Source organism: Shewanella sp. VK101 (assembly GCF_056497865.1).
In genome coordinates this window covers 1,903,805-1,928,124 of sequence record NZ_CM151402.1, presented here as the reverse complement: position 1 = coordinate 1,928,124, position 24,320 = coordinate 1,903,805, and the positions used below count along the sequence as shown (strand labels likewise).

The following is a 24,320-nucleotide window of genomic DNA, read 5'->3' as shown; positions in this document are numbered from 1 at the left end:
GTATGGTTAAGCCTCTCGAGTCATTAGTACAGGTTAGCTCAACGCCTCGCAACGCTTACACACCCTGCCTATCAACGTCCTGGTCTCGAACGGCTCTTCAGAGGGCTCCAGGCCCTAGGGATGACTCATCTTGGGGCTCGCTTCCCGCTTAGATGCTTTCAGCGGTTATCGATTCCGAACGTAGCTACCGGGCAATGCCATTGGCATGACAACCCGAACACCAGCGGTTCGTCCACTCCGGTCCTCTCGTACTAGGAGCAGCTCCCCTCAATCATCCAACGCCCACGGCAGATAGGGACCGAACTGTCTCACGACGTTCTGAACCCAGCTCGCGTACCACTTTAAATGGCGAACAGCCATACCCTTGGGACCGACTTCAGCCCCAGGATGTGATGAGCCGACATCGAGGTGCCAAACACCGCCGTCGATATGAACTCTTGGGCGGTATCAGCCTGTTATCCCCGGAGTACCTTTTATCCGTTGAGCGATGGCCCTTCCATTCAGAACCACCGGATCACTATGACCTGCTTTCGCACCTGCTCGACGTGTCTGTCTCGCAGTTAAGCTGGCTTATGCCATTACACTAACCGTACGATGTCCGACCGTACTTAGCCAACCTTCGTGCTCCTCCGTTACTCTTTGGGAGGAGACCGCCCCAGTCAAACTACCCACCAGGCACTGTCCCTAACCCCGATTAGGGGCCCAGGTTAGAACATCAACACTACAAGGGTGGTATTTCAAGGTTGACTCCAACAAGACTGGCGTCTCATCTTCATAGTCTCCCACCTATCCTACACATGTAGGGTCAATGTTCAGTGCCAAGCTATAGTAAAGGTTCACGGGGTCTTTCCGTCTAGCCGCGGGTATACGGCATCTTCACCGCAATTTCAACTTCACTGAGTCTCGGCTGGAGACAGCGTGGCCATCATTACGCCATTCGTGCAGGTCGGAACTTACCCGACAAGGAATTTCGCTACCTTAGGACCGTTATAGTTACGGCCGCCGTTTACCGGGGCTTCGATCATGAGCTTCTCCGAAGATAACCCAATCAATTAACCTTCCGGCACCGGGCAGGCGTCACACCGTATACGTCATCTTGCGATTTTGCACAGTGCTGTGTTTTTGATAAACAGTTGCAGCCACCTGGTATCTGCGACTCCCGTCAGCTCAGAGAGCAAGTCTCATCACCAACAGGAGCGTACCTTCTCCCGAAGTTACGGTACCATTTTGCCTAGTTCCTTCAGCCGAGTTCTCTCAAGCGCCTTGGTATTCTCTACCCGACCACCTGTGTCGGTTTGGGGTACGATTCCTGCTAACCTGAAGCTTAGAAGATTTTCCTGGAAGCATGGCATCAACCACTTCATCCCCTTAGGGACTCGTCGTCAGCTCTCAGTGTATGTGTGCCCGGATTTGCCTAAGCACACCACCTACTACCTTAAACGCGGACTACCAACGCCGCGCCGGCCTAGCCTTCTCCGTCTCTCCATCGCAGTTAGCAGAAGTACGGGAATATTAACCCGTTTCCCATCGACTACGCCTTTCAGCCTCGCCTTAGGGGTCGACTCACCCTGCCCCGATTAACGTTGGACAGGAACCCTTGGTCTTTCGGCGAGGGGGTTTTTCACCCCCTTTATCGTTACTCATGTCAGCATTCGCACTTCTGATACCTCCAGCGTGGGTTACCCCTTCGCCTTCAACGGCTTACAGAACGCTCCTCTACCGCATCAGCGCATCCCTCATACGACTTAAACACCCCGTTGCATCTTTCGACTCAACGTGTTGGGTGCTTGGGCGTCATTCACAAAGTGAATCACGCCAGCAAATCGCATCAGGTGATGCGCTGATACCCGTAGCTTCGGTGAATTGCTTAGCCCCGTTACATCTTCCGCGCAGGCCGACTCGACTAGTGAGCTATTACGCTTTCTTTAAATGATGGCTGCTTCTAAGCCAACATCCTAGCTGTCTAAGCCTTCCCACATCGTTTCCCACTTAGCAATTACTTTGGGACCTTAGCTGACGGTCTGGGTTGTTTCCCTTTTGACGACGGACGTTAGCACCCGCCGTCTGTCTCCCGGATAGCACTCTTTGGTATTCGGAGTTTGCAAAGGGTTGGTAAGTCGGGATGACCCCCTAGCCTTAACAGTGCTCTACCCCCAAAGGTGTTCGTCCGAGGCGCTACCTAAATAGCTTTCGAGGAGAACCAGATATCTCCCGGTTTGATTGGCCTTTCACCCCCAGCCACAAGTCATCCGCTAATTTTTCAACATTAGTCGGTTCGGTCCTCCAGTTGATGTTACTCAACCTTCAACCTGCCCATGGCTAGATCACCGGGTTTCGGGTCTACACCTAGCAACTCAACGCGCAGTTAACACTCGGTTTCCCTACGGCTCCGCTATTCGCTTAACCTCGCTACTAAATGTAAGTCGCTGACCCATTATACAAAAGGTACGCAGTCACGGTCTCAAGAACCGCTTCCACTGCTTGTACGTATACGGTTTCAGGTTCTATTTCACTCCCCTCACAGGGGTTCTTTTCGCCTTTCCCTCACGGTACTGGTTCACTATCGGTCAGTCAGGAGTATTTAGCCTTGGAGGATGGTCCCCCCATATTCAGACAACATATCACGTGTGCCGCCTTACTCGATTTCATCTCTGGTTAGTTTACGTGTACGGGGCTATCACCCTGTGCCGCTGTGCTTTCCAACACATTCCACTAACACCCCAAAGACTTAAGGGCTAATCCCCGTTCGCTCGCCGCTACTTGGGGAATCTCGGTTGATTTCTTTTCCTAAGGGTACTTAGATGTTTCAGTTCCCCTCGTTCGCCTCACTAAGCTATGTATTCACTTAGTGATGACAGCTTATGCTGCCGGGTTTCCCCATTCGGACATCGCTGGCTCAAATGCTTGTTACTAGCTCACCAACGCTTTTCGCAAGTTACTACGTCCTTCATCGCCTCTGACTGCCAAGGCATCCACCGTATACGCTTGGTCGCTTAACCATACAACCCGGATGAGTTTTCATCTCGCTTGTCAGTACTCATGTTGTCGTTATTGTGCTTTTCATTCGTCAGTTATGTAGCGCTGCTACACTCCTTCCTCACTCAAATCACCGCTTAGACACCATGTCGCCTGACTTCGCTGCCTTATCGGCAACATAGCGGAAAACACGGATTGTATTGCAACCAGCTTAGGTTTACTTGTCTCACCTCCGGGTTAAGGAAGTGGACTCGCCTTGAAGAATTTCCAAAACACTTGATTGAAGTGTTTGAGAACTCAATTTTGTATTCATCAATTCCAACTCCTAAGAGTCGTCTTGATGTCTACTATCAGCTTTCCAAATTGTTAAAGAGCAACCTCCATGGAAGGAGGGAGTGTCGAAAATTGTATGGAACAATTTCGACCGGGCTTAAAAAAGCCAAAGATAAATACTGACTTATCTTTGGCGTCTCTCGTCCTTTGTAGAGTGACGGTTCCAGCACTTCCAAGGGAAGTGGTGGAGCTATGCGGGATCGAACCGCAGACCTCCTGCGTGCAAGGCAGGCGCTCTCCCAGCTGAGCTATAGCCCCGTTTCTTTGCGGTTCTTTTTACCGATTTCGTTGTTAGCCTTCGCCTCTTCGCTCGGCTGCCTCGAACTCAATAAAAATCTCTCGCAAACAGTCTTGAACATTGACCTGTTCATTTTTTTCGACACTAGTCAAGGCAAACAGGGAGGAAGTTTACTGGAGTAAACGACGACCTGTTTAACGCAGAATAGCGGAAGAATTGGTGGGTCTGAGTAGACTCGAACTACCGACCTCTCGCTTATCAGGCGAACGCTCTAACCACCTGAGCTACAGACCCCCATGCTCTACTTCTTTTATCAAGCAATCTGTGTGAACACTCAAAAGCACCAATTATCGCTTAGGTAAGGAGGTGATCCAGCCCCAGGTTCCCCTAGGGCTACCTTGTTACGACTTCACCCCAGTCATGAACCACACCGTGGTAAACGCCCTCCCGAAGGTTAAGCTATCTACTTCTGGTGCAGCCCACTCCCATGGTGTGACGGGCGGTGTGTACAAGGCCCGGGAACGTATTCACCGTGGCATTCTGATCCACGATTACTAGCGATTCCGACTTCATGGAGTCGAGTTGCAGACTCCAATCCGGACTACGACCAGCTTTATGGGATTAGCTCCACCTCGCGGCTTCGCAACCCTCTGTACTGACCATTGTAGCACGTGTGTAGCCCTACTCGTAAGGGCCATGATGACTTGACGTCGTCCCCACCTTCCTCCGGTTTATCACCGGCAGTCTCCCTAAAGTTCCCGGCATTACCCGCTGGCAAGTAAGGATAGGGGTTGCGCTCGTTGCGGGACTTAACCCAACATTTCACAACACGAGCTGACGACAGCCATGCAGCACCTGTCTCACAGTTCCCGAAGGCACTGAGGTATCTCTACCAGATTCTGTGGATGTCAAGAGTAGGTAAGGTTCTTCGCGTTGCATCGAATTAAACCACATGCTCCACCGCTTGTGCGGGCCCCCGTCAATTCATTTGAGTTTTAACCTTGCGGCCGTACTCCCCAGGCGGTCTACTTAATGCGTTAGCTTGAGAGCCCAGTGTTCAAGACACCAAACTCCGAGTAGACATCGTTTACGGCGTGGACTACCAGGGTATCTAATCCTGTTTGCTCCCCACGCTTTCGTGCCTGAGCGTCAGTCTTTGTCCAGGGGGCCGCCTTCGCCACCGGTATTCCTCCAGATCTCTACGCATTTCACCGCTACACCTGGAATTCTACCCCCCTCTACAAGACTCTAGTTTGCCAGTTCGAAATGCGGTTCCCAGGTTGAGCCCGGGGCTTTCACATCTCGCTTAACAAACCGCCTGCGCACGCTTTACGCCCAGTAATTCCGATTAACGCTCGCACCCTCCGTATTACCGCGGCTGCTGGCACGGAGTTAGCCGGTGCTTCTTCTGCGAGTAACGTCACAGATGTAAGGTATTAACTTACACCCTTTCCTCCTCGCTGAAAGTGCTTTACAACCCGAAGGCCTTCTTCACACACGCGGCATGGCTGCATCAGGGTTTCCCCCATTGTGCAATATTCCCCACTGCTGCCTCCCGTAGGAGTCTGGGCCGTGTCTCAGTCCCAGTGTGGCTGATCATCCTCTCAGACCAGCTAGGGATCGTCGCCTAGGTGAGCCTTTACCTCACCTACTAGCTAATCCCACCTGGGCTTATCCATCAGCGCAAGGCCCGAAGGTCCCCTGCTTTCCCCCGTAGGGCGTATGCGGTATTAGCAGTCGTTTCCAACTGTTATCCCCCACAAATGGGCAAATTCCCAGGCATTACTCACCCGTCCGCCGCTCGTCATCTTCAAAAGCAAGCTTTTGAAATGTTACCGCTCGACTTGCATGTGTTAGGCCTGCCGCCAGCGTTCAATCTGAGCCATGATCAAACTCTTCAATTAAAGTTTTGGTTGATTCCGAAGAATCGACTCAATGAATTCTGTTCGTATGAACACTCTTCATCGAGTTAAATCGTTTTGTCGATTTCTCAATGCCTGTGAGTGTCCACACAGATTGCTTGATAGATTGTTAAAGAGCAAAAGAAGCCAGCCAAGCATTTCAACTTAAAGCATTCGATGCTTGAATCTTTGACTTCCAGACCCTGTCGCGGGTCAGTGGTTGCGCATTATAGGGAGCCTGAATTTTTGCGCAACCCCCAAAAGGCGATTTTTCTTACCAAAGCCTTCAAGTGTTCACTATTGCGCCAAGACGCTTGGTAATCGACCAACTCAGGCCTGTGATGCCAAATATTGGGGGACATCGGCAATGCTATCCAGTACTACGCTCGCCTCATCCATGGCTTCCTGAGTCACCTCTTTGCCACTTCTGACCAGGATCCGCACCCGGATCCCCGCCGCTTTGGCGGCGCGCATATCATCGGCCTTGTCACCGACCATTACACTGGCAGCAAGATCCAGCTTAAGAAAACTGGCAGCACTATTGATCATTCCGGCCTTGGGTTTACGGCAGTCACAATCCTGCTTGTATTCACCTATGCCCTTCTCCGGATGGTGCGGGCAGTAATAGATACCATCGAGATCCACGCCCTTGTCGGCAAAGTTCCAATCCATCCATTCGGTCAGGCTGGCAAACTGCTCTTCAGTGTAGAGCCCACGGGCAATCCCCGACTGATTGGTCACCACCACCAGCTTATAGCCTTGTCGTTTCAACGCCAGACAAGCATCGAAGACGCCTTCGATATATTCAAAATCATCTATTTGGTGCACATAGCCGTGATCGACATTGATTACACCATCTCTATCCAAAAAAACCGCTCGGTTCACTGTTTGCCTCCCAGAAAGCGAATAGCGATATTATTCCACTCATTGGGGCAAAATGCACTGTGGTAACAAACTTATGTCGTGGGCTTCAGGACATAGGATAAGAAAAACCCGGGCATTCAGGCCCGGGGTGGGAGATGGGCGCTGACCCCGGGTGCCTGATGTTCGGGAGCACGCCCGCAGGGAGACATCAGACTTCCGGGCTCAGCATGACCATTCAAACGGGTCGTAGTCTGCAAGCACTCTGGCATATTCAGGACTCAGGCCATCGGTAGAAAAGTAATACCCCTTGCCATCGCGGCCGGTGTCATAACGTATGTCGTCATATTCCGGCATCGCCAGCAACTGTTGTCGCAGCGCCTGCTGCGCTTCGGCATCCAGGTTGTAGGGGGGAAACCCCAAAACTGAAGCCTCAAGCACCGCGGTATGGCGACAACTGGCTTCGCGTATCTGCTGCGCCAGAGTCGCGGCAACCTCCCCGCGTTGCAGTGCCAACCAACGGTTGGCATAGCTGTCTACCATGTAACGGTCTGAATAGAAGAAGTGCTCATCCTCAGATATGCGCATCTTCAGATCCCTGTGTTCAGGCGCCAGGATCAAACGGATATATTCTTGCACCGCATCCACAGTATTCTCTGAGTCATCCCCCGCCACAGCCAACAGCTGCGGCAGGGAAACCAGGCGTCCGTGTTGGCTGAACAACCGGATAAAGTCCACCAGTTCCAGCATGGCTTATCCCGGCAACAAGCCACGGGCCTCCAGCGCATCGGCGGCGTAACCCAGGCCGAATTTTTCCAGAGTTGACCTCAGCGGTGCCCCGGTTTGCCTGTCCCAACCAAAATCGTCATAGAACATATCCAACGCCTTTTGAATATCGTCCCTGTCCATCTTGATGGTGCCTTCATCGCCAAAGGCTTTGTCGGGATCCAGGTCGTAAACCCAGTCGCAAAGCACATCGTGCTCATTGCGCATATTCATCTCATTCATTTGAATGATGGTCAGCGCTCGGTGCAGATGCAGTACCCGCTCGGCCATAAAGTCGAGCTCAGTCTCAGTCACTTCCTTGCCTGTGACCAGAGAGAACATCTGCGATTCTATGGTGCTGTCTCCGCGGTAGTTGCGATTCTTGTCCGGCGAAGCCAGCAAGGGGAACATCCAGTTACAGAGAGTCAATGAATCGTGCAGCACGTTTTTTACCAAAGACCACTTGGCGAACTTAACCTTAGCCGGGTTGATTGGGGTATACCATTTCACCTTATCGAAGGCCCCTTCGCCCCAGAATTCGGCGGCTATGGTTTCTATCATGTCCTGAGGCAAGCCGCAGTTAACAATATTGATATGGGAGTGACACTGGGCATCGCGGTTGAACACCATGTTGATCAGGGTACCCACCTGCCCTGCGGTCTCGCTGGCATGGTGCACGGCGGCGTTGGTCTTCTTATTGAAAATTTTCACCGAGGATTCTTTGTGAATATCCCAATAACCGAGATCCGGGTTACGCCCATCCAGTTTCCAGCGATCAATCAGATCCGACATGCCATCGGCCATATGGGCAATTTCCCCTTCGCGATAGGCGATACGGCGGTAAAAATCGATAAGGAACGCCGGATCTTTGTTGTCCCACAGATCCCAAGGGATGCTGTCAAACTCCTCTTTAGGCAACAGATATTGGAACATATCGTGTTTTTTGAGGTACTTGAACAGGTGCGAAATCAGGCCGTAGTTACACCAGATGCCGTAATCGTCGATCAGGTTGCCACCCAGAGCACCTGTCATAGCGTGCTCTTCCGAGCCCTTCTTGGTATCCATCAGATACTGAGGCGCCAGGAATCCCATACAGACGTTGGAGATATGCTCGCTCTTGCGACCATATTTCTGTTTCAGCTCAGGCACCTTGAGCTCACAGAAGCAGCGAATGGGGCAGGCATGACAACCACCGGTGCGCTTCATCCACTTGTTGGCGTACTCTTCACCGAAGTACATCTCGGCCATTGAGGTACGGAAGCCTACCTTGTTACGTTCATTCCAGGGTACCTCGCCCAGCTCAATCTGCTGATCCGACTGCCCCCATTTGAGCCCGGGACGCGCCTTCCAGCGGCTGATACCATTGGAATATTCGGCCCAGGACTGCGGAGTAGAAGGCACAACCCCTTGGTTATTGGCGCCTATAATCCCCAGAATATGGTCATCGAGCCGACGCATGTTGGCATTATCGGCGGCAATGGCCACGGCCCCTGTACCTATGATGCCTATCCCTTTGAAGTTTTTTGACCCGAGCACGGCGCCATGGCCTCCGGCTGAGTGTCCACCTTGAGTCATAATCACTGACAGCGGCACCTGATTCTCCCCCGCCTGGCCTATGGCAGCCACCTGGGCATTGGGGGCCATCATTTCAGCTATCATGGCGTGGGTATCAAAAATCCCCTTGCCCCAGAGCGCGGCAGCCGATTCCAGCGTGACTTTACCGTCTTCAACCCTGAGCCATACCGGTGCGGCGGCGCGGCCTTCAATGGCGATGGCATCAAATCCGGCATATTTCATTGCCGGAGAAAAGTGACCACCGAAATGCCCATCGGAGATCAGATGATCTTTAATCACCGGGCTGCGGGAAGTTATAGTGGTACGACCCGTACAGATCACCCCAGAACCGGTTAGCGGGCCGGCGGAGAATACAATAATATTTTCAGGATCTGTGGCCTTGATATTATCTTTATGGCCATCCCAAAGGATCTTGTAGCCTATCCCCATACCACCTATATAGTCATGATATTTATTTGTTGATTCTGTCGTAATATTGCCGGTTGTTAAATTAACCCTTAATACTTTACCAGCCCATCCGCCAAGTTTATCTGTCATTTTTAATTACCTCATTAACCGATCAGGCCAGTATATTTTTCATATTGTTCGAGCGCGGCTTCCGCCTGTTCCCAGGTATAAAATTTAATCGCACCTGTCGGACAAACCTGGGCACAGGCCGGCTCGCCCTGACACAGGTCGCATTTCACGGCTTTCATTTTGCTGCGTACGACTTTAATCACTTGTTGTGGACATTTATCGGCGCAATAACCACAGCCAACGCAGCGCTTTTCATCTATCACTTTAGCGCCGGTTTCCGGATGAGTTGAAATGGCCTGCTGCGGACATACCTGTGTACAAACTTCACAATGACGACAGGTGGCAGGAACCACAGTGCGATCGCCGCATTCCCCCCGCTGCTCTGTGTAATTAAACTGCACACCATGAGGCCCATAGTTCATGTTGTGTTCGACTTTGACCCTTGCCAGGGTTGGGCTGCAATCGCCTTCATGGTTCCAGCCACAGGCGATTTCACAGCGACGGCAACTGACGCAGATAACCGGATTAACCACCATCAAGCCACCGGGTAACACCTCAACCTTTTCATCGCTGTCATTGTCACTGCCACAACCGGTAAGAAAGCTGATGAGCGTTCCACCATAGACAGTGCCTACGGCTGCTCCCATACTCCCTTTCAGCATTCCTCGTCTGGTAATCATATTGCGTTCCTTAATTAGTTTAAGAAATATTATTTAAATATGCATACACCAAATACCCGACAATTCATGCTAATTAAATCCAGACATTTTTTCCCAATCTGAGTCACATTTACTCACAGGCTAACAGACCAAACTCATTAACTAAAACTCAAATCAAATATTAATTTTTCACTCTTTCAAAAATCAGAAAAAACAACTTAGACCAAACCTACGCTTATCAGTTATAGCTGGAACAAATTGACGATGGTCACAGATAAATTATTAAAATTAAATAGATTAAGGCCTGCATACATTCCTAATTAGACATCCCGACAGAATCTAAAACATAAAGGAATGGGAAATGATGAAATTCAAGCCTAAAAACGCCTGGTGGAAACTATCCCCACTGGTGGTTTGCTTATTGGCTGCATGTTCCGATGGCGATGACGGCCAGGTGGGTCCTCCGGGAGAAGTGGGGATCAATATTGCCAAAGCCAAATCACTGCAGGCCAATATCGAAGCCGTAACCATAGATGAGCAAACCCGGGTTTCGGTCGACTTTTTCTTAAGCGACGCCAACGGCGTTGCAGTGACCGGACTGGAACAACTGGAGCAGGTATCAGCCTTGGCCATGGGCATAGCCAAGCTGGGCAGTGCTCAACCCATGTACGGCGATACAAGACCAGTAGAGGGGCGCTATGAGATAAGCCGCGCTCCCCAATGGATAAGCTATATCAATAAACTGGTTGAGCCGGGTACAGGTGCCACAGCCCAGGCCGCAGCGCAGTGGCAAGCCGGGATTGAGAGTGACTGCAAACTCGACTGCCTACAGAGCCTGGGCCAGGGGCGTTACCGCTATCAATTCAGCAAGACGCTCAATCAATACCCAAGCTTTGAAGGGCTCGATACCCATTACGAGAGTGACAAGACTCACAGGGTCTATCTGGAACTCAAGCCCGCTGCAGACAGCTCACTGAGCAGCATGCTGATCAACAGTGTCTATGACTTTATTCCGGCAACCGGCCAAGCCGCCGCTACCGAAGACAGCCGGGTATTGATAGATCAGCAGCAGGCCTGCTATCGCTGCCACGGCAGTGACAGGGATAACAGTGAGGCGCGTTTGTTGATGCACGGCAGCAAGCGTTTTGCCTTTGAAGGCTGCGTCATGTGTCACACCAGTTACTCGGGCGACCCAGAAACCGGCTCGGCGCTTGATATGGCGACCCTGACTCACAAAATTCACCAAGGCGAGTACAAGGTCGTTGGCTATCAGGGCCATGAATATGACTACAGCCAATTGCACTATCCTGGTGATATCAAGGATTGTAACAGCTGTCATATTCCCGATGCGGCGCCGCAGGCCAACCAATACTTTATTCCCGGCAATAACAGCTGCCTGAGCTGCCACAGTAAGGATGCCCCCGAGGGCTGGAATGGCAGCGCCAGTGCTTTATTCCACGATAGAGAACTCTTCCCCAGAGGCTGGCAACAAAGCTGCTCAGGCTGCCATCCGGATGCCAGCAACCCAGAGGGCGCGGGTAAAATCCACCTGAGCCTTGAAAGGACAAGCAAACTCATCAAACAGGAGTATGCCTTTGCGCTTTCCTCCGCCGCTATTGATGGCGACAAGCTGAGTATCAGCCTGGATTTTCGCAGCCAAGGCCGCCTGCCTGCAGACGATCCGGCCATAGAGTCATTGTGGTTAACGGTCAGTGGCGATCCCGAACCTGCCAATCGCCCGCTCAACAACGGTCAGCGCAAAATTTGGAATTTGGCCAACCCTGGGGCCGATGTCAGCCTGGCCATGCAGGGACACAGCCTCAGTGCTGCCATAGGCCCGCTTCAGGCAGCGGACTTTGGTGAGCCGGACAAGACTCGGGTGCAAGCCAAACTGCTTGTCTGCGCCGATCCCGCGACAGGCTTTGCTGTGGCTTGTGATACAAGCGCTACCCGCATCGAGGTGATTGCCGATAACCCCTTGTCACTCACAGGCTCTGCGGCGAGTAATAAAGCCCTTGCCGATGAGGCTGCCTGTCGGCGCTGTCATGACAGCGACATGCAGCAGCGGGTTGTCAGCGCTCATACTCTGGCGAGCCGCTTCCAGCCGGGCAATGACAGCTGCGGCAGTTGTCATGCGCCTCAAGGAGCTACGGCCCTGACCGACAAGAGCTGCAACGACTGCCACAACAATGGCACTAACATGTACCTGAATGCCGGACTGAAACACACTCCTGGCATGGATCAAATAAAAGCGATCCGTACCCTGAACAACAGTCTGAACTACAGGGAAATGGTGCATTCGCTGCACAGTGGTACCCGCACTGTGGCCGGAATGGGCGCCGACAGAGAGGCGGCCACCTATCCGAAACCAGCCAGTGATTGCCGCGCCTGCCATATCAAGGGCCAGCTTACGCTGGATGGCCTGAGTCAGAGTGCCTCCGTGTTGGTTGCCACTCCCGGCGCAACCGAGAAAGGCCAAATCGCCGAGTATTCTCCCACGGTTGCAGCCTGTGGCGGCTGTCATATCCAAGTGGAAAAATGGGCCAGCCATGCCGAAGCCTTCGGCGGTGTTTTCCGCAAAGATGCCAGCGGCGGCCCTGTCTATCAGAGTGGCAGCGAGAGCTGCGCCGTTTGTCACGCCGAGGGACGTAATACCGGCGTCGACATGATGCACGGCCTCAAAGACTGACCCACTCGCTCCCATTGGCAAAAACGGCGCCTCGGCGCCGTTTTTCTATTTTGCATTTGAATGTGAACAGGCTCCCGGGCTCAAAACCTGTCAATCCGGTAAGGATGCAGTGATAACGCCGGCTCGTCACCATCAAACTCGCTGGCCAGCAACTCTGCCGTTATCGCCGCCCAGGTCAGCCCAAGATGTTGATGACCAAAGGCAAACCAAACGCCCTTCTGCTTCAAGCTCGCTCCCAGTATCGGCAAACTATCCGGCAAAGAGGGTCTGAACCCCATCCAGCGCTCACCTTGTTCGGCACTGGCAGAGGAAAATACCTTTGGCAGCAGCGCCTGGGCATGGGGCAGCAAACAATCGGCCCTGGAGGGATCCATGGGCGCCTTGAGCCCGCCGAACTCCACAGTGCCGGCCAAACGGGTACCGCCGCGCATTGGGGTAATGATAAACTTACGCTCGAACGACGCCACAGGGCGAGACAAACCGCTGACTTGCGGCATCATCAGGTGGTAGCCGCGTTCGGTATCCAGCGGCACCTCATGGCCCAATTGCTGCGCCAGGGGTTTGGACCAGGCGCCGCAGCAGAGCAATAGTCTGTCGCAGTGCCAGGATTGCCCCTGACTGTCACCGAGGCGGACACCTTGCTTGTCCGGCTGCAATTTATCGATCTCGGCGCGCAGCACCTGCCCACCGAGTGCCTTGAAGTGCAACTCCAAACGCTTGCAGAGTTCAAAAGGTGATGGCGTATGCGCCACCTCAGTGAAAAACAGTGCAGCCTTGATATTGCCGGACAGCGAAGGCTCAAGCCGCCTGACTTCATCACCACTCAATAGCTTCACCGCCACACCGGCCTTGGTATAGGCCTCAAACTCCTGCCGGGCAGCTTTTTCATCCCGCTCGAACAACAGCAGGCTGCCGTTTTCACACATCAACTCGCTGGCCTCGGCTTGTGCCAGCAACCGACGCATGGCGCCTATGGCTTCACGGTTCAAAGCCGCGATCGCCGCACCATTTTTACGTCGCTTGGCGGGCAACATATTGGCCATAAAGCGGCAAAACCAAGGCAAGGCTTTGAAAAAATACCCGGGACGGATCCGAAACGGGCCTTGCGGGTCCAGCAACATTCCAGGGAGCCGAGGCACAAGAGAGAAAGACGCCAGCGGAAACATCTGCTCGGTGGCAAAATGTCCGGCATTACCGAAAGAGGCCCCTCGCCCCGGCTCATCTTTATCCAACAGGCTCACCTTGAATCCCTGCTTTTGCGCGGCTATGGCGCAGCAAAGCCCGACTATGCCGCCCCCTAAAACCGTCAGTTCTCCCTTTGAGGACACTGTGCCATCTTGTTTGCTGTTCATCTGTTTTCTCCCTGCGCCGGGCAGCCAAAAGCCTTAAATAACGAAACGCTTTTCCCAAGCACCACGATCACTGATTGTGTTTAGTTAAATATTTTTGTATACAATATACTTTATCTCTGACAATATCCACAGCTGTTAGCCCGCAAGGGATAAAGAACAACAACTAAATCAACAAGAGGTCTGTACCATGAAACCAAACTGGCAAGGGGTGTATCCTGCAATTTCAACCCAATTCAATGCCGATGGCTCAATCAACTTTGACTCCAATCGCCGTATGCTGGAAGCCCTGATCCACGACGGTATTGACGGCATCATAGCGCTGGGCACTGTGGGCGAGAACGCCTCTCTGAGCGCGGCCGAGAAGCGCGCCTTTATCAAACATACAGTCGAAACCGTCGCCGGGCGAATTCCGGTGATCTCCGGCTGCACCGAGCACAGTGCCGAGCAAGCTGCCGAATACGCCAAAGATGTAGCCGCTCTTGGTGTCGATGGCCTGATGTTATTGCCCGCCGTGGTTTATCGCGGCACAGACAGAGAAGTGCTGGCGCATTACCGCCACGTTGCCCGCGCAACCCCCCTGCCCATCATGATCTACAACAACCCGGTGAGCTATGGAGTGGACATCAATTTGGAAATGACCGCCGAACTCTCCAAAGAGCCCAACATAGTCGCCATTAAGGAATCGACTACAGACACCCGCCGTCTGACCGAACTGCAGAGCCGCTTCGGCGACCGTTTCATCGTCTTTTGCGGTGTCGATGATATTGCCCTCGAGTCACTGCTTCTGGGAGCCGATGGCTGGATATCCGGCCTGACAAATGTCTTCCCGAGAGAGTCTGTTACCTTATACCGCCTGGCCCGCGCCGGCCGACTGCAGGAAGCCAGAGAGCTGTATCGCTGGTTTATGCCGCTGCTGAGACTGGACACCATCCCGACTCTGGTACAGTGCATCAAGCTGGCTGAAGAACTGGTGGGACGCGGCAGTGAACATGTACGCATGCCAAGATTGCCTCTGGAAGGCGAAGATCGCGCCTATGTACAGCAACTGCTTGAGCAGGCACTGACAACGCGCATAGACCTCGACAAGTACAATCTGGACTGAGCCAAGAGCGGCACCAAGGAGAACTTATGCTCAAAGGGACTTTTTTCTGTATCGATGCCCACACCTGTGGCAACCCGGTACGCCTGGTAACCAGTGGCCATCCTGAACTTAAGGGCCAGACCATGAGCGAAAAACGCCAGCATTTTCTCTCGCAGTTTGACTGGATCCGTCAGGCGTTGATGTTCGAACCCAGAGGCCATGACATGATGTCCGGTGCTTTTCTCTACCCGCCCTGCTCGGCCGATGCCGACGGCTCTATTCTCTTTATCGAAACCAGTGGCTGCCTGCCCATGTGCGGCCATGGCACCATAGGCACAGTCACCGCCGCACTGGAAGCCGGCTTGTTGACACCGCGCCGGGAAGGTGAACTGCTGCTCGATGTGCCCGCAGGCCAAATACGCATCGAGTATCAACGCAGTGGCGCCAAAGTCGACTGGGTGAAGCTCTACAACGTTGCCGCTTATCTCGCCCATGCGGATAAAGTCATCGACGTACCCGGCCTTGGCTGCCTCAAGGTAGATGTGGCCTACGGCGGCAACTTTTACGTAATAGTGGATCCGCAAGAAAACTTTCCCGGACTCAGGCAATGGAGCGCCGCCGATATTCTGCGCTGGAGCCCACTGGTACGGGAAGCGGCCAGGGCGCAGCTCGAATGTGTTCACCCGAATGACGCCACAGTTCAGGGCATCAGTCATGTACTGTGGACAGGCGATTGTCTGAGCCCGGAATCCAATGGCGCCAATGCGGTGTTTTACGGTGACAAGGCGATAGACAGATCGCCCTGTGGCACAGGTACCAGTGCCAGGATGGCGCAGCTGCACGCCAAAGGCCTGCTCAACGCGAGAGACAGTTACACCCATGAATCCATCATTGGCAGCCAGTTTATCGGCCGTATCGAAGGCACCACTCGCGTCGGCCAGTTCGAGGCTATTTTGCCCAGTATTCAAGGCTGGGCCAGAGTCACCGGGCACAACAGTATCCTGGTTGATGATGAGGATCCTTACGCCTATGGATTCCAGGTGCTGTGAGCTGTCATCACAGTCAACACTGGATAGCCCAGACTCAAGTGCCCACACATTAAAGGAGACCCCATGACAACAGAGATCCCCAACCGCCGTGAGGCGCTCGTCAAAGAGTTAGCGTCACAACTGACCGGCCAACATCTAATCGCCGGGCAATGGCAGAGTGAGACAGATGTCGAACGGTTTCAAAGCCTGGATCCGGTCGCCAATCAAACGCTGGCGCTCAGTTTCGCTGAAGCCGGCGAGCGCCAGATAGATGCGGCAGTCACAGCGGCCGGTGCCGCCTTTGTTCAGTACCGGCAAACACGGCCGCAAGCCAGGGCCGCCTTCCTGGAGGCCATCGCCACCGAGCTTGAAAACGACAGCGTGCTTATCACGGCGGCGGCCATGCTGGAATCCGGCCTACCACAAGCGCGGATAAACGGCGAACTTGGCCGCACCGCCAATCAGCTCAGGCTGTTCGCATCAGAGCTCAGAGAGACGCCAAGTCCTCTGTTGATAGACAAAGCCAACCCCGAGCGCACGCCGCTGCCCAAACCCGAACTCAGATTGACCCAGCTGCCTCTCGGGCCGGTTGCCGTATTCGGTGCCTCCAACTTCCCGCTGGCATTTTCCACCGCCGGCGGTGACAGTGCCTCGGCACTGGCAGCCGGTTGCCCCGTGATTGTCAAGGGCCATCCTGCACACCCGGCCACCAGTGAACTGGTGGCCCGCGCCATTGCCCGCGCTACCTCTCGCTGCGATATGCCAAGCGCCGTATTTTCCCTATTGCAGGGACGCAGGCCAGAGCTATCGACTGGCTTGGTATCTCACAGCGGTATTCAGGCAGTAGGCTTTACCGGCTCATTCAAGGTAGGGAGGCTCCTGGCCGATTGCTGCGCCGCCAGAGCCAAACCCATTCCCTTTTATGGCGAACTGGGCTCAATCAACCCACAGCTGCTGCTGCCGGGTAAATTGCAAGCCGAGGCAGAAACCCTCGCCGGCCATCAACATCAGTCGATGTTGATGGCTCAGGGGCAATTCTGTACCAGCCCCGGGCTTATTCTGGCATTGGCCGACAGCGAATCCAGCCAAAAAGCCCTTGCACGTTACCGTAGCGTCCTGAGTCAGGCTATCACTGAAACCGAGGCGGCTCCCATGTTAACCCCGGGAATTGCCGAGTCATTTCAAACCCGGAGCAAGCAGCTGCTCGCCAATCCGGCCCTTGAATTGCTGGCTCAGGGTAAAGCCGCCGCGGCGCTGCATCATACCCGGCCACTATTGCTGGAAACCGGTGCCGAGAGCTTGCTTGCCAGCCCTGATCTAATGGAAGAAGTGTTCGGCCCCTTCGCCCTGTTGGTGACGGTCAAAAGTGAAGCCGAACTGCAGGCTGTGATCCAGGCGCTCGATGGCCAGTTAACCGCCAGTGTCCATGCCACCAGCAGCGACTTACAAGGTTATCCGGACGTTTTGGAGGCGCTGCAATACAAGGTAGGCAGACTGATTTTTAATCAGATGCCAACTGGCGTCGAGGTTTGCCATGCCATGAACCATGGTGGCCCCTTCCCCGCCAGCACAGATCTGCGCAGTACCTCGGTAGGCACTCAGGCTATTGCGCGCTTTCTCAGGCCTTTGAGTCTGCAAAACCTGCCTTCTGAGCTGACAAACAGCTTCAACCAAGGGCAAGTTTCGGATCAACACCCAGGCGCACGCTACTTCTAAAGCACATCTTGCGCGGCATTGCAGAGGGAAACCCAAGTGGTTTCCCTTTATTTATCTGAGCATTCGCTGTAGTCTTATTCGGATCAAAACCGAATAACGTATACAAAGACGGGATCTATGAGCCGAACTACGCCCATCGTTCATAAAACGCGCACCCAGGTTGTGGTCGAAGTGCTGCGGGAGAAAATTCTTTCAGGTGAAATCGCAGCAGGCGAACCGCTGCGTCAGAGCGCTCTGGCAGAAGAGATGAATGTCAGCCGGATTCCGGTCAGGGAAGCCCTTTTGCAACTGGAAGCCGAAGGCTTGGTCAAGTTTGAAGCCCATAAGGGCGCCACGGCTACCGAATTGTCGGTGGAGCAAGTCAGCGAGTTATTTGAACTCAGAGCACTGATTGAAACTGATCTCCTTGCCAAAGCCATTCCAAACCTGCAGGATGAAGATCTGCGTCAGGCCGAAGCCGTACTGGACAAACTGGAATCCGCCTTTAAACAGGATAATGCCGTGGGCAGCTGGAGCGAGCTCAACACAGAGTTCCACACAAGTTTGTACCGCGCCGCCAACCGTCCCCACACCATGGAAGTTGTACATGGTCTGAACACCAACTGTGATCGCTATATTCGCTTACAGTTGTTGCTGACAGGTGGGATCCCCAGAGCCGAGCAGGATCACAGGGATCTGCTGCAATTATGTCGGCAAAAGAAAATAGATGAGGCCGTGGTCCTGCTGAGGGCCCACATACTGCACGCTGCCAACGCCATTCGTGAATTGGTAGCCCAACAGGTGAGCTGAAAAATCACGACCCTTTCCAAGCAATAGCGCTTTAGTTGTCCAAAAGACAGATCTGGCTTCTGTCTTTTTATTTTGAGAGTAAATTCAATGCAGTACGCCACTATTACCGGCTGGGGAAAGTGCGTTCCCCCCGCCGTACTGACCAACCATGATCTGGCCACCTTTATCGACACTTCCGATGAATGGATTAAACCCAGAACAGGGATCAGCCAGCGCCATATCAGCCACGTCAACACCTCGGAATTGGCCACTGTAGCCGCTCAGCATGCGCTGGCCGCCGCCGGCATCGAAGGCAGCGAACTGGACATGATTATCCTGGCGACCGCCAGCCCGGACACACTGATCCCCAACATAGCCTCAACAGTACAGGCCAATGTCGGCGCCAACTGCGCCGCCTTTGACATCAACGCCGCCTGCAGTGGCTTTCTCTACGGGGTTGGCTTGGCAACCGCTCAAATCAAGAGTGGTCAATGCAAGAAAGTCCTGGTGGTCGGCGCCGAACGTCTGAGTTTCTACCTCGACTGGTCAAGAAGAGAAACCGCGGTACTGTTCGGTGATGGTGCAGGTGCCGTGGTACTGGAAGCGACAGACAGCCCATGTGGCGTACTGGGCTATGAACTCAACAATGATCCAGGTGGCCGCGACATTCTCAAAGCCAGCTTTGGTACAGGCATGGACAGATTTGTTGCCGAGTCACTGGACTTCTACATCCAATTCGATGGCCAGGAGATCTTCAAACGCGCCATCAACGGCATGGGCAAACTCAGCGCCCAGGTGTTGGAGAAGTGTGGTCTGGACAAAGAGGAAGTCGATTGGGTTATCCCCCATCAGGCCAACGAGAGGATCATCGACACTCTGGTACACAGAATGAAGATCCCCAAAGAGAAGGCCTTCGTCAACATAGCCAACTATGGCAACACTTCGGCAGCCACCATTCCTATTGCCATCTGTGATGCGTTGGAAAAAGGCATGATCAAGCCAGGACAACATATTCTTTCCTGTGCCTTTGGTGCCGGCCTCACCAGCGCCGCCTTGCTGCTGAAATGGGGTGATAGAGTCACGCCGCTGAAGCAGAGCGATGCCAGCCTGCCGCCATGTGAACAGACAGGAATTGAGCTGGTAAAACGCGCGGTAGACTATTTCTGCCATCGCGATAAGGCCTGAGATAAAGCCTGAGCCGAATGACCTGTTTAAAAAAACGGTGCCGTGGGCACCGTTTTTTATTGCCATTGTCTATACGGCTTTAGCCTCTGCCGTTTTCAATCTTGGGTATCAGGCCGAAACCGGCCATACGGGCACCATCTTGCTGCCGTGCTCGGCGACAATCGCCATTATCCCCAGCTGCAACTCCTCGGCGACTTCCTGATAAACCGGTAAACTGGTGGTGCCGACATAGGCCAGTACATTCAACTCGAGCCCGGCGTTGCCAAAACCCTTGAAAGTGACCCGCATCGGTGATTCGTCCACCTTCTCATGCTGCTTTAGCAAGGCTTTGATATCATTGATTATCGCCTGCAGCTGTTTGGCATCTGTGCTGTAATCGAGACGTATCTCTGTCTTGAAACGGATTTTCTCCCGCTCTGAAATATTCTCTATCTCCATTTCGGTCAACTTGGCGTTGGGCATATGAATGACAGAACGATCCAGCGTTCTGATGCGGGTACAGCGTAGCCCTATCTCCTCCACTGTGCCGCGAACGCCGCCGAAATTACCGATATTGCCAACCTTGATAGGCGCGGCTGAATAGAGGGTGATGGTGCCAATCAGGTTTTCTATCGACTGTTTCGAGGCCAAAGCGATTGCCAGCCCCCCGATACCCATCCCGGCCAGTATAGTGCCGGCATTAAAACCCAGATGCTCAAGCCATAATAAGGTCGCCAAGCTCAGCAGGGCCACCCGCAGAAAATTTCCAAGAGGTCGCAACAAGGAGGCCGCCTGTTTGTTGCCCTTGGCTATCCAGCGCTCCCTAAGGCTGCTCTGTGCCAGCCCCACCAGCGCCCATATCAACCAAACTGTGGCCAGAATAAAGAAAAAGCCTGTGTTGACTATCTCCTGCATCGCAGCGCTCAAGGTACTGTTGGCAAGCATGGCTCTATCGAGTGCCACAGCGGCAAAGAATCGCAGAGGGCCACGAATAAAGGCGCCCAATTCAGCCTTGAGCGGGTGTGATGAACGTGAAAGCGGCCATTGCAGCAACCAGGTCACAGGTACCACGAATAAGAACGCCAGCGCCAGATAGGCCAGCATCATGGCCCATTCCCACAGATTCAGGGTAAACAGGCGTCCTTCAGGAATGTGCTCAATAAACCACTCCACCACAGGGCCATAGCCCAAGGCCTGGTAAAGTTTTGGGAGCTTGGCAACCGTGGCATTGGAAACCTTCCACAGACTGCCGTATTCAGAGCTAGGCACCCGCTGCAACAGGAGCTGATAGGCCTTTTTTTCGGCTTCCAAACGGGCAAATCCCTCCCGATAGGCGGGCAGCTTGTCGTCGGTTTTGCCCTCCGGGGTATCATCCAGCTCTTGCGGGTTGAGCCAGAGATTACGCTCGATAATCGCCAGCAACTGCCTGGCATAGAGCGGCCCCTGCTCCGCTGTCATGCCGGTGGGAAGAAAACGCAGATCCAGATACTCGGCCGCGGTTTGGTAATCCCCCTCTCTGGCGTATTGCATAAAGCCCTGCAGGGCGCCTCTGGGGGTATCCCTGAACAAGGGGTCGCGATACTCATAAGCCGCTGCAGCACTTTGCTCGCTTGGCGTTTCCGGTGCAGGTTCGGCCGCCGGACACAACCCAGGCCAGAGCAACAGAATAAATAATCCTATGCCAATCAACACTCTATTCATTAACGCGCTCCTTGCCACTATAAGATAAGGTACCAATCCATCCGGTGTAAGCACTTCAAGCTGTGTTCAAGCCAGAGTGCACCAGGGAGCTATTGGCACCTTTAGCAAAAAAGAGTAGCAGAAACATGTAGTTCCGGATATATCGGCTCAGTATTTATACTGCTTGACTTATAGCCAACTGTCGATATAATTGCCGACGATATTAAGGTACCCTCAGCTCGTCCCATCTCGCTCCAGGCCGCTTAAGTAAATTCGTTCAGTTAACAATTCCTGAGTTTAATTGAAATGTCACACAGCTGTGGTGAACTCTGTGCTGCGGCGATGGTCTGATGTTCTACTGACACCCTGAGTGTCTGTATGCACTTCAGTCTGTCGGGGGCTTGATAAAGGCTGACAAACTGGGTACATTCAATAGTCAACCAACGCATCTTTCGCAATAAATGCTAAGGATTTTCTATAGTTAAGATTGTATACGCCAATATCGGCGCTAACAGAAATAAGGAGTGTGGCCTATGTCATACAAAGTAAACGGACATGAAATCACAGTAAATTTCCCTGTAGATTCAATTTCCATCAACAAAAACTCAATCGCCTTTACCGACAGCAAAGGCAAGAAGAAGCAAACCTTCTCAAAGCGTACAGAAACCCTCAAGTTTATGAAGTGGTTGCTGAGCGCCAATAAGTAAGACTGTCGAAATACCCACTCGATACCCCTATCCTCTCACTGTATCGAATGCTCAGGCAGATTGGACTGTTATCCAGCAGCAATCGGGTAGAACATCACATTTGGTCAAGGCCTTTTCCCGTGATCCCGGGAAGCAGCCTGACCAAATGGCGATAAACAGTAAATCAAGCGCCAGATCATTCTCCAACCCTTCCACTTGAATTAAGCTGATGTTTAACAAACTTACCTGTCGGTGTTGCCTTGAATCAATCCATCACAGCCACTAAAAGCAGAGCGACTAAACCCGGCTCCATTAAACCGAATACCACGGAAGCGATGCGCTCATTGCTGAGCGAGATCCGGCGCTGTATTCCACTGGACTTGCCGGAAGCCAGCCTATGCGGCGGGAAATGCCTGGGTTGCTCCAAGAAAATGCTGGAGATGTTGGACACTGAGGTATGCTTTTGGGAGTCCCGTCTCGATGACGAGGTGCCTGGGCTTGCCGATCTCAAATCCTTGCAGCGCTTGGCTGAGCGCACTCATAAGATCCTCAAGCGCAACCAGCTGGTCTGAATCAGCCGTATTTACGCCTGTATCTGGGAAGCATGGACTCATTGCCAAGGAGCCCCCCCTGATGCAGATACAATACCTGGCTGTGGCCCTCACGTCGCAAGAAGTCGAGCAACACTTGCCAGCCGAGTGGATCATACAAGAGCTCAAAGCGGATACCGCTTTGCTCCAGCTCTTGCCAAAGTTGGTAAAACTCGGGGTAACACTTGCCAAAATGATACTTGCGTTCGGGTGTAACAATAGTTGGATGCAATGCCTCATCGGGCGATAACTCAAGCAACTGGGTCTTGAGGTAACTGTCTCCGCCGACCACGGCGCAAGTCAGCACTTCAATATCAGCCTGTTGCTCACAAAAATACTTCTGTAGAAACAGTGCTGTTGTACCTGTCCCCGATGGCAAAAACAGCTTGAGGTTATGGGTAGCCTGTTGCTGCTGCCACTGTAAAATCTCGACGCCCAACTGAGCCACGCCGTATTCGGCATAACTACAGCGGCCCCCTTCGGGAACAAACAGGCTGTGCTCACACTCAGGCACAATATGCTGCCTGACAAAGTCCTCCAGGGTCATGCCGGTCATCAACTCGGCCTTGGGTGTATTCTTTACAGCAATCACCCGTGCGCCCAATTCCAACGCGGCGCGATAGTTACCCAGGGGTTGCTGCTGCAACCATTCCGGCAGGTGATCCACATAAAAGTCCAGCTGCCAACCTTTGAGTTCGGCCAGCGCCGCCATAGAGTAGAGTGAGTTGGCCTGGGCCGAGCCATAACCTATCAGGCGCTTGATACCGGGAAAGTCGTGGTCGAGGAAATAACGGAACTTGCGCGCCTTATTACCACTGAAACTGGGATGAAGCAGATCATCGCGCTTGATAAACAGCTGATGACCTCGAAACTCAAAGGCTTGAACTGGGGTTTTATCCAGTTTGAAATCGGCTAAAGACATGGCACTGGCGATATATTTCAAGGCTAAGGTGTGCAAGGGATGGCTATTGTATGTGTTTGCCGCCAAGGAGGACAGGATTCAGGCCACAAATCCTCACAGGCACCAGTTGGCTTTATGCCGACTAAGTGATGGCTTGGAGGCTAATCCATTGCGGCTCCCCTCTGTGATGATTATCGCTACTTATTGGTATAAATCACCACCCGCCGCCATCCGCCTAGGCTCAGAAATAGAAATATCCAATATTATTCAACAGGTTATAATTATGGCATGCTTCTGGCTAATAATCGAAATATCCCAAGCTTTACAGCAAAACTGTGTGGCTGAACCGCCATTTAAAGGAGCACTCAATGGCTATTTTACGTCTTATTTTTAATATTGCCTGGTTTATTCTTGGCGGCTTTGTCATGGGACTGGCCTGGTGGTTTGTCGGCTTACTCTGTTTTATCAGTATCATAGGTATCCCATTCGGCCGCGCCTGCTTTGTCATAGGTGAACTGGCATTCTGGCCCTTCGGTCAGGAACATATCAGCCGCGACAGGCTCTCTGGCCGCGAAGACTTGGGCACCGGCGCCCTGGGTATGGTCGGCAACATTATCTGGTTCCTGCTGTTCGGGATTTGGCTGGCGATAGGCCACCTGACCCACGCCCTGGCCTGCTTTGTCACCATCATAGGCATACCTTTTGGCATTCAGCACCTAAAACTGGCCTTGCTCTCTTTAACGCCCATAGGCAAGACAGTGGTCGCCTCTCATTAATCACAAAGCCCAGGTCGGATATCTGCTTCGATTTCGACCTGGGCTCAGGCTTTACCCAAACAAGT

General features: G+C 53.0%; 16 protein-coding genes, 2 tRNA genes and 2 rRNA genes. 9 read left to right on the top strand and 11 right to left on the bottom strand.

Annotated elements, in window-relative coordinates:
* Positions 1 to 2: 2 nt before the first annotated feature.
* The 8 genes from ACSHSR_RS08670 to ACSHSR_RS08635 all read right to left on the bottom strand — a co-directional run bounded on the left by ACSHSR_RS08670 (position 3) and on the right by ACSHSR_RS08635 (position 9,845).
* Positions 3 to 2,999 (bottom strand): 23S ribosomal RNA (locus ACSHSR_RS08670).
* 492 nt (positions 3,000 to 3,491) lie between these two features.
* A tRNA-Ala gene (locus ACSHSR_RS08665) sits at positions 3,492 to 3,567 on the bottom strand.
* Between the two features lie 197 nt (positions 3,568 to 3,764).
* Positions 3,765 to 3,841: transfer RNA gene (locus ACSHSR_RS08660), tRNA-Ile, on the bottom strand.
* Between the two features lie 65 nt (positions 3,842 to 3,906).
* Positions 3,907 to 5,451: ribosomal RNA gene (locus tag ACSHSR_RS08655) — 16S ribosomal RNA — on the bottom strand.
* Together the 16S and 23S rRNA genes with 2 tRNA genes alongside form the textbook arrangement of a ribosomal RNA operon.
* Positions 5,452 to 5,778: 327 nt before the next feature.
* A complete protein-coding gene (gmhB, locus tag ACSHSR_RS08650) occupies positions 5,779 to 6,333 on the bottom strand; it encodes a D-glycero-beta-D-manno-heptose 1,7-bisphosphate 7-phosphatase (RefSeq protein WP_479631417.1) in 555 nt (184 codons plus the stop codon).
* Positions 6,334 to 6,534: 201 nt separating this feature from the next.
* The gene (locus tag ACSHSR_RS08645; RefSeq protein ID WP_123116475.1) at positions 6,535 to 7,059 is read right to left on the bottom strand and encodes a hypothetical protein; all 525 of its coding nucleotides are present in this window, start codon (positions 7,057 to 7,059) and stop codon (positions 6,535 to 6,537) included.
* A 3-nt stretch (positions 7,060 to 7,062) separates the two neighbouring features.
* Positions 7,063 to 9,186, bottom strand: a complete 2,124-nt coding sequence (locus ACSHSR_RS08640; RefSeq protein WP_479631416.1) for an aldehyde ferredoxin oxidoreductase — start codon at positions 9,184 to 9,186, stop codon at positions 7,063 to 7,065.
* A gap of 14 nt (positions 9,187 to 9,200) precedes the next feature.
* Entirely contained in the window at positions 9,201 to 9,845 is a 645-nt protein-coding gene (locus ACSHSR_RS08635; RefSeq protein WP_025011103.1) for a 4Fe-4S dicluster domain-containing protein, read from the bottom strand.
* Positions 9,846 to 10,185: 340 nt separating this feature from the next.
* Between ACSHSR_RS08635 and ACSHSR_RS08630 the strand changes: the two genes are divergently transcribed.
* Positions 10,186 to 12,513 carry an OmcA/MtrC family decaheme c-type cytochrome gene (locus ACSHSR_RS08630; protein WP_479631415.1) on the top strand — a complete coding sequence of 776 codons (2,328 nt, stop codon included), beginning with the start codon at positions 10,186 to 10,188 and terminating at the stop codon, positions 12,511 to 12,513.
* Between the two features lie 80 nt (positions 12,514 to 12,593).
* On the opposite strand, the gene ACSHSR_RS08625 is transcribed toward ACSHSR_RS08630, so the two are convergent.
* Positions 12,594 to 13,865 (bottom strand): NAD(P)/FAD-dependent oxidoreductase, encoded by a 1,272-nt coding sequence (locus ACSHSR_RS08625; RefSeq protein ID WP_144158416.1) that lies wholly within the window; start codon positions 13,863 to 13,865, stop codon positions 12,594 to 12,596.
* A gap of 187 nt (positions 13,866 to 14,052) precedes the next feature.
* Between ACSHSR_RS08625 and ACSHSR_RS08620 the strand changes: the two genes are divergently transcribed.
* The 5 genes from ACSHSR_RS08620 to ACSHSR_RS08600 all read left to right on the top strand — a co-directional run bounded on the left by ACSHSR_RS08620 (position 14,053) and on the right by ACSHSR_RS08600 (position 19,643).
* The gene (locus ACSHSR_RS08620) at positions 14,053 to 14,967 is read left to right on the top strand and encodes a dihydrodipicolinate synthase family protein (protein ID WP_208161120.1); all 915 of its coding nucleotides are present in this window, start codon (positions 14,053 to 14,055) and stop codon (positions 14,965 to 14,967) included.
* Positions 14,968 to 14,993: 26 nt separating this feature from the next.
* Positions 14,994 to 15,995, top strand: a complete 1,002-nt coding sequence (locus ACSHSR_RS08615; RefSeq protein WP_479631414.1) for a 4-hydroxyproline epimerase — start codon at positions 14,994 to 14,996, stop codon at positions 15,993 to 15,995.
* Positions 15,996 to 16,058: 63 nt separating this feature from the next.
* Positions 16,059 to 17,690 carry an aldehyde dehydrogenase (NADP(+)) gene (locus ACSHSR_RS08610; protein WP_208223961.1) on the top strand — a complete coding sequence of 544 codons (1,632 nt, stop codon included), beginning with the start codon at positions 16,059 to 16,061 and terminating at the stop codon, positions 17,688 to 17,690.
* A 117-nt stretch (positions 17,691 to 17,807) separates the two neighbouring features.
* The gene (locus tag ACSHSR_RS08605; protein ID WP_025011106.1) at positions 17,808 to 18,479 is read left to right on the top strand and encodes a GntR family transcriptional regulator; all 672 of its coding nucleotides are present in this window, start codon (positions 17,808 to 17,810) and stop codon (positions 18,477 to 18,479) included.
* Between the two features lie 87 nt (positions 18,480 to 18,566).
* Positions 18,567 to 19,643 (top strand): ketoacyl-ACP synthase III, encoded by a 1,077-nt coding sequence (locus ACSHSR_RS08600; protein ID WP_028780812.1) that lies wholly within the window; start codon positions 18,567 to 18,569, stop codon positions 19,641 to 19,643.
* A 108-nt stretch (positions 19,644 to 19,751) separates the two neighbouring features.
* On the opposite strand, the gene ACSHSR_RS08595 is transcribed toward ACSHSR_RS08600, so the two are convergent.
* Positions 19,752 to 21,323 (bottom strand): mechanosensitive ion channel family protein, encoded by a 1,572-nt coding sequence (locus ACSHSR_RS08595; protein ID WP_479631413.1) that lies wholly within the window; start codon positions 21,321 to 21,323, stop codon positions 19,752 to 19,754.
* Between the two features lie 512 nt (positions 21,324 to 21,835).
* On the opposite strand from ACSHSR_RS08595, the gene ACSHSR_RS08590 reads away from it, so the two are divergent.
* A complete protein-coding gene (locus ACSHSR_RS08590; protein ID WP_093983382.1) occupies positions 21,836 to 22,009 on the top strand; it encodes a hypothetical protein in 174 nt (57 codons plus the stop codon).
* Between the two features lie 314 nt (positions 22,010 to 22,323).
* On the top strand, positions 22,324 to 22,560 hold the full coding sequence (locus tag ACSHSR_RS08585) for a hypothetical protein (RefSeq protein ID WP_037437240.1): 237 nt from the start codon (positions 22,324 to 22,326) through the stop codon (positions 22,558 to 22,560).
* A gap of 1 nt (position 22,561) precedes the next feature.
* Here the strand turns inward: ACSHSR_RS08585 and ACSHSR_RS08580 are convergent, their stop codons facing one another.
* Entirely contained in the window at positions 22,562 to 23,536 is a 975-nt protein-coding gene (locus ACSHSR_RS08580; RefSeq protein WP_418068818.1) for a 1-aminocyclopropane-1-carboxylate deaminase/D-cysteine desulfhydrase, read from the bottom strand.
* Positions 23,537 to 23,847: 311 nt separating this feature from the next.
* On the opposite strand from ACSHSR_RS08580, the gene ACSHSR_RS08575 reads away from it, so the two are divergent.
* Positions 23,848 to 24,255, top strand: a complete 408-nt coding sequence (locus tag ACSHSR_RS08575) for a YccF domain-containing protein (RefSeq protein WP_025011114.1) — start codon at positions 23,848 to 23,850, stop codon at positions 24,253 to 24,255.
* Positions 24,256 to 24,320 lie beyond the last annotated feature (65 nt).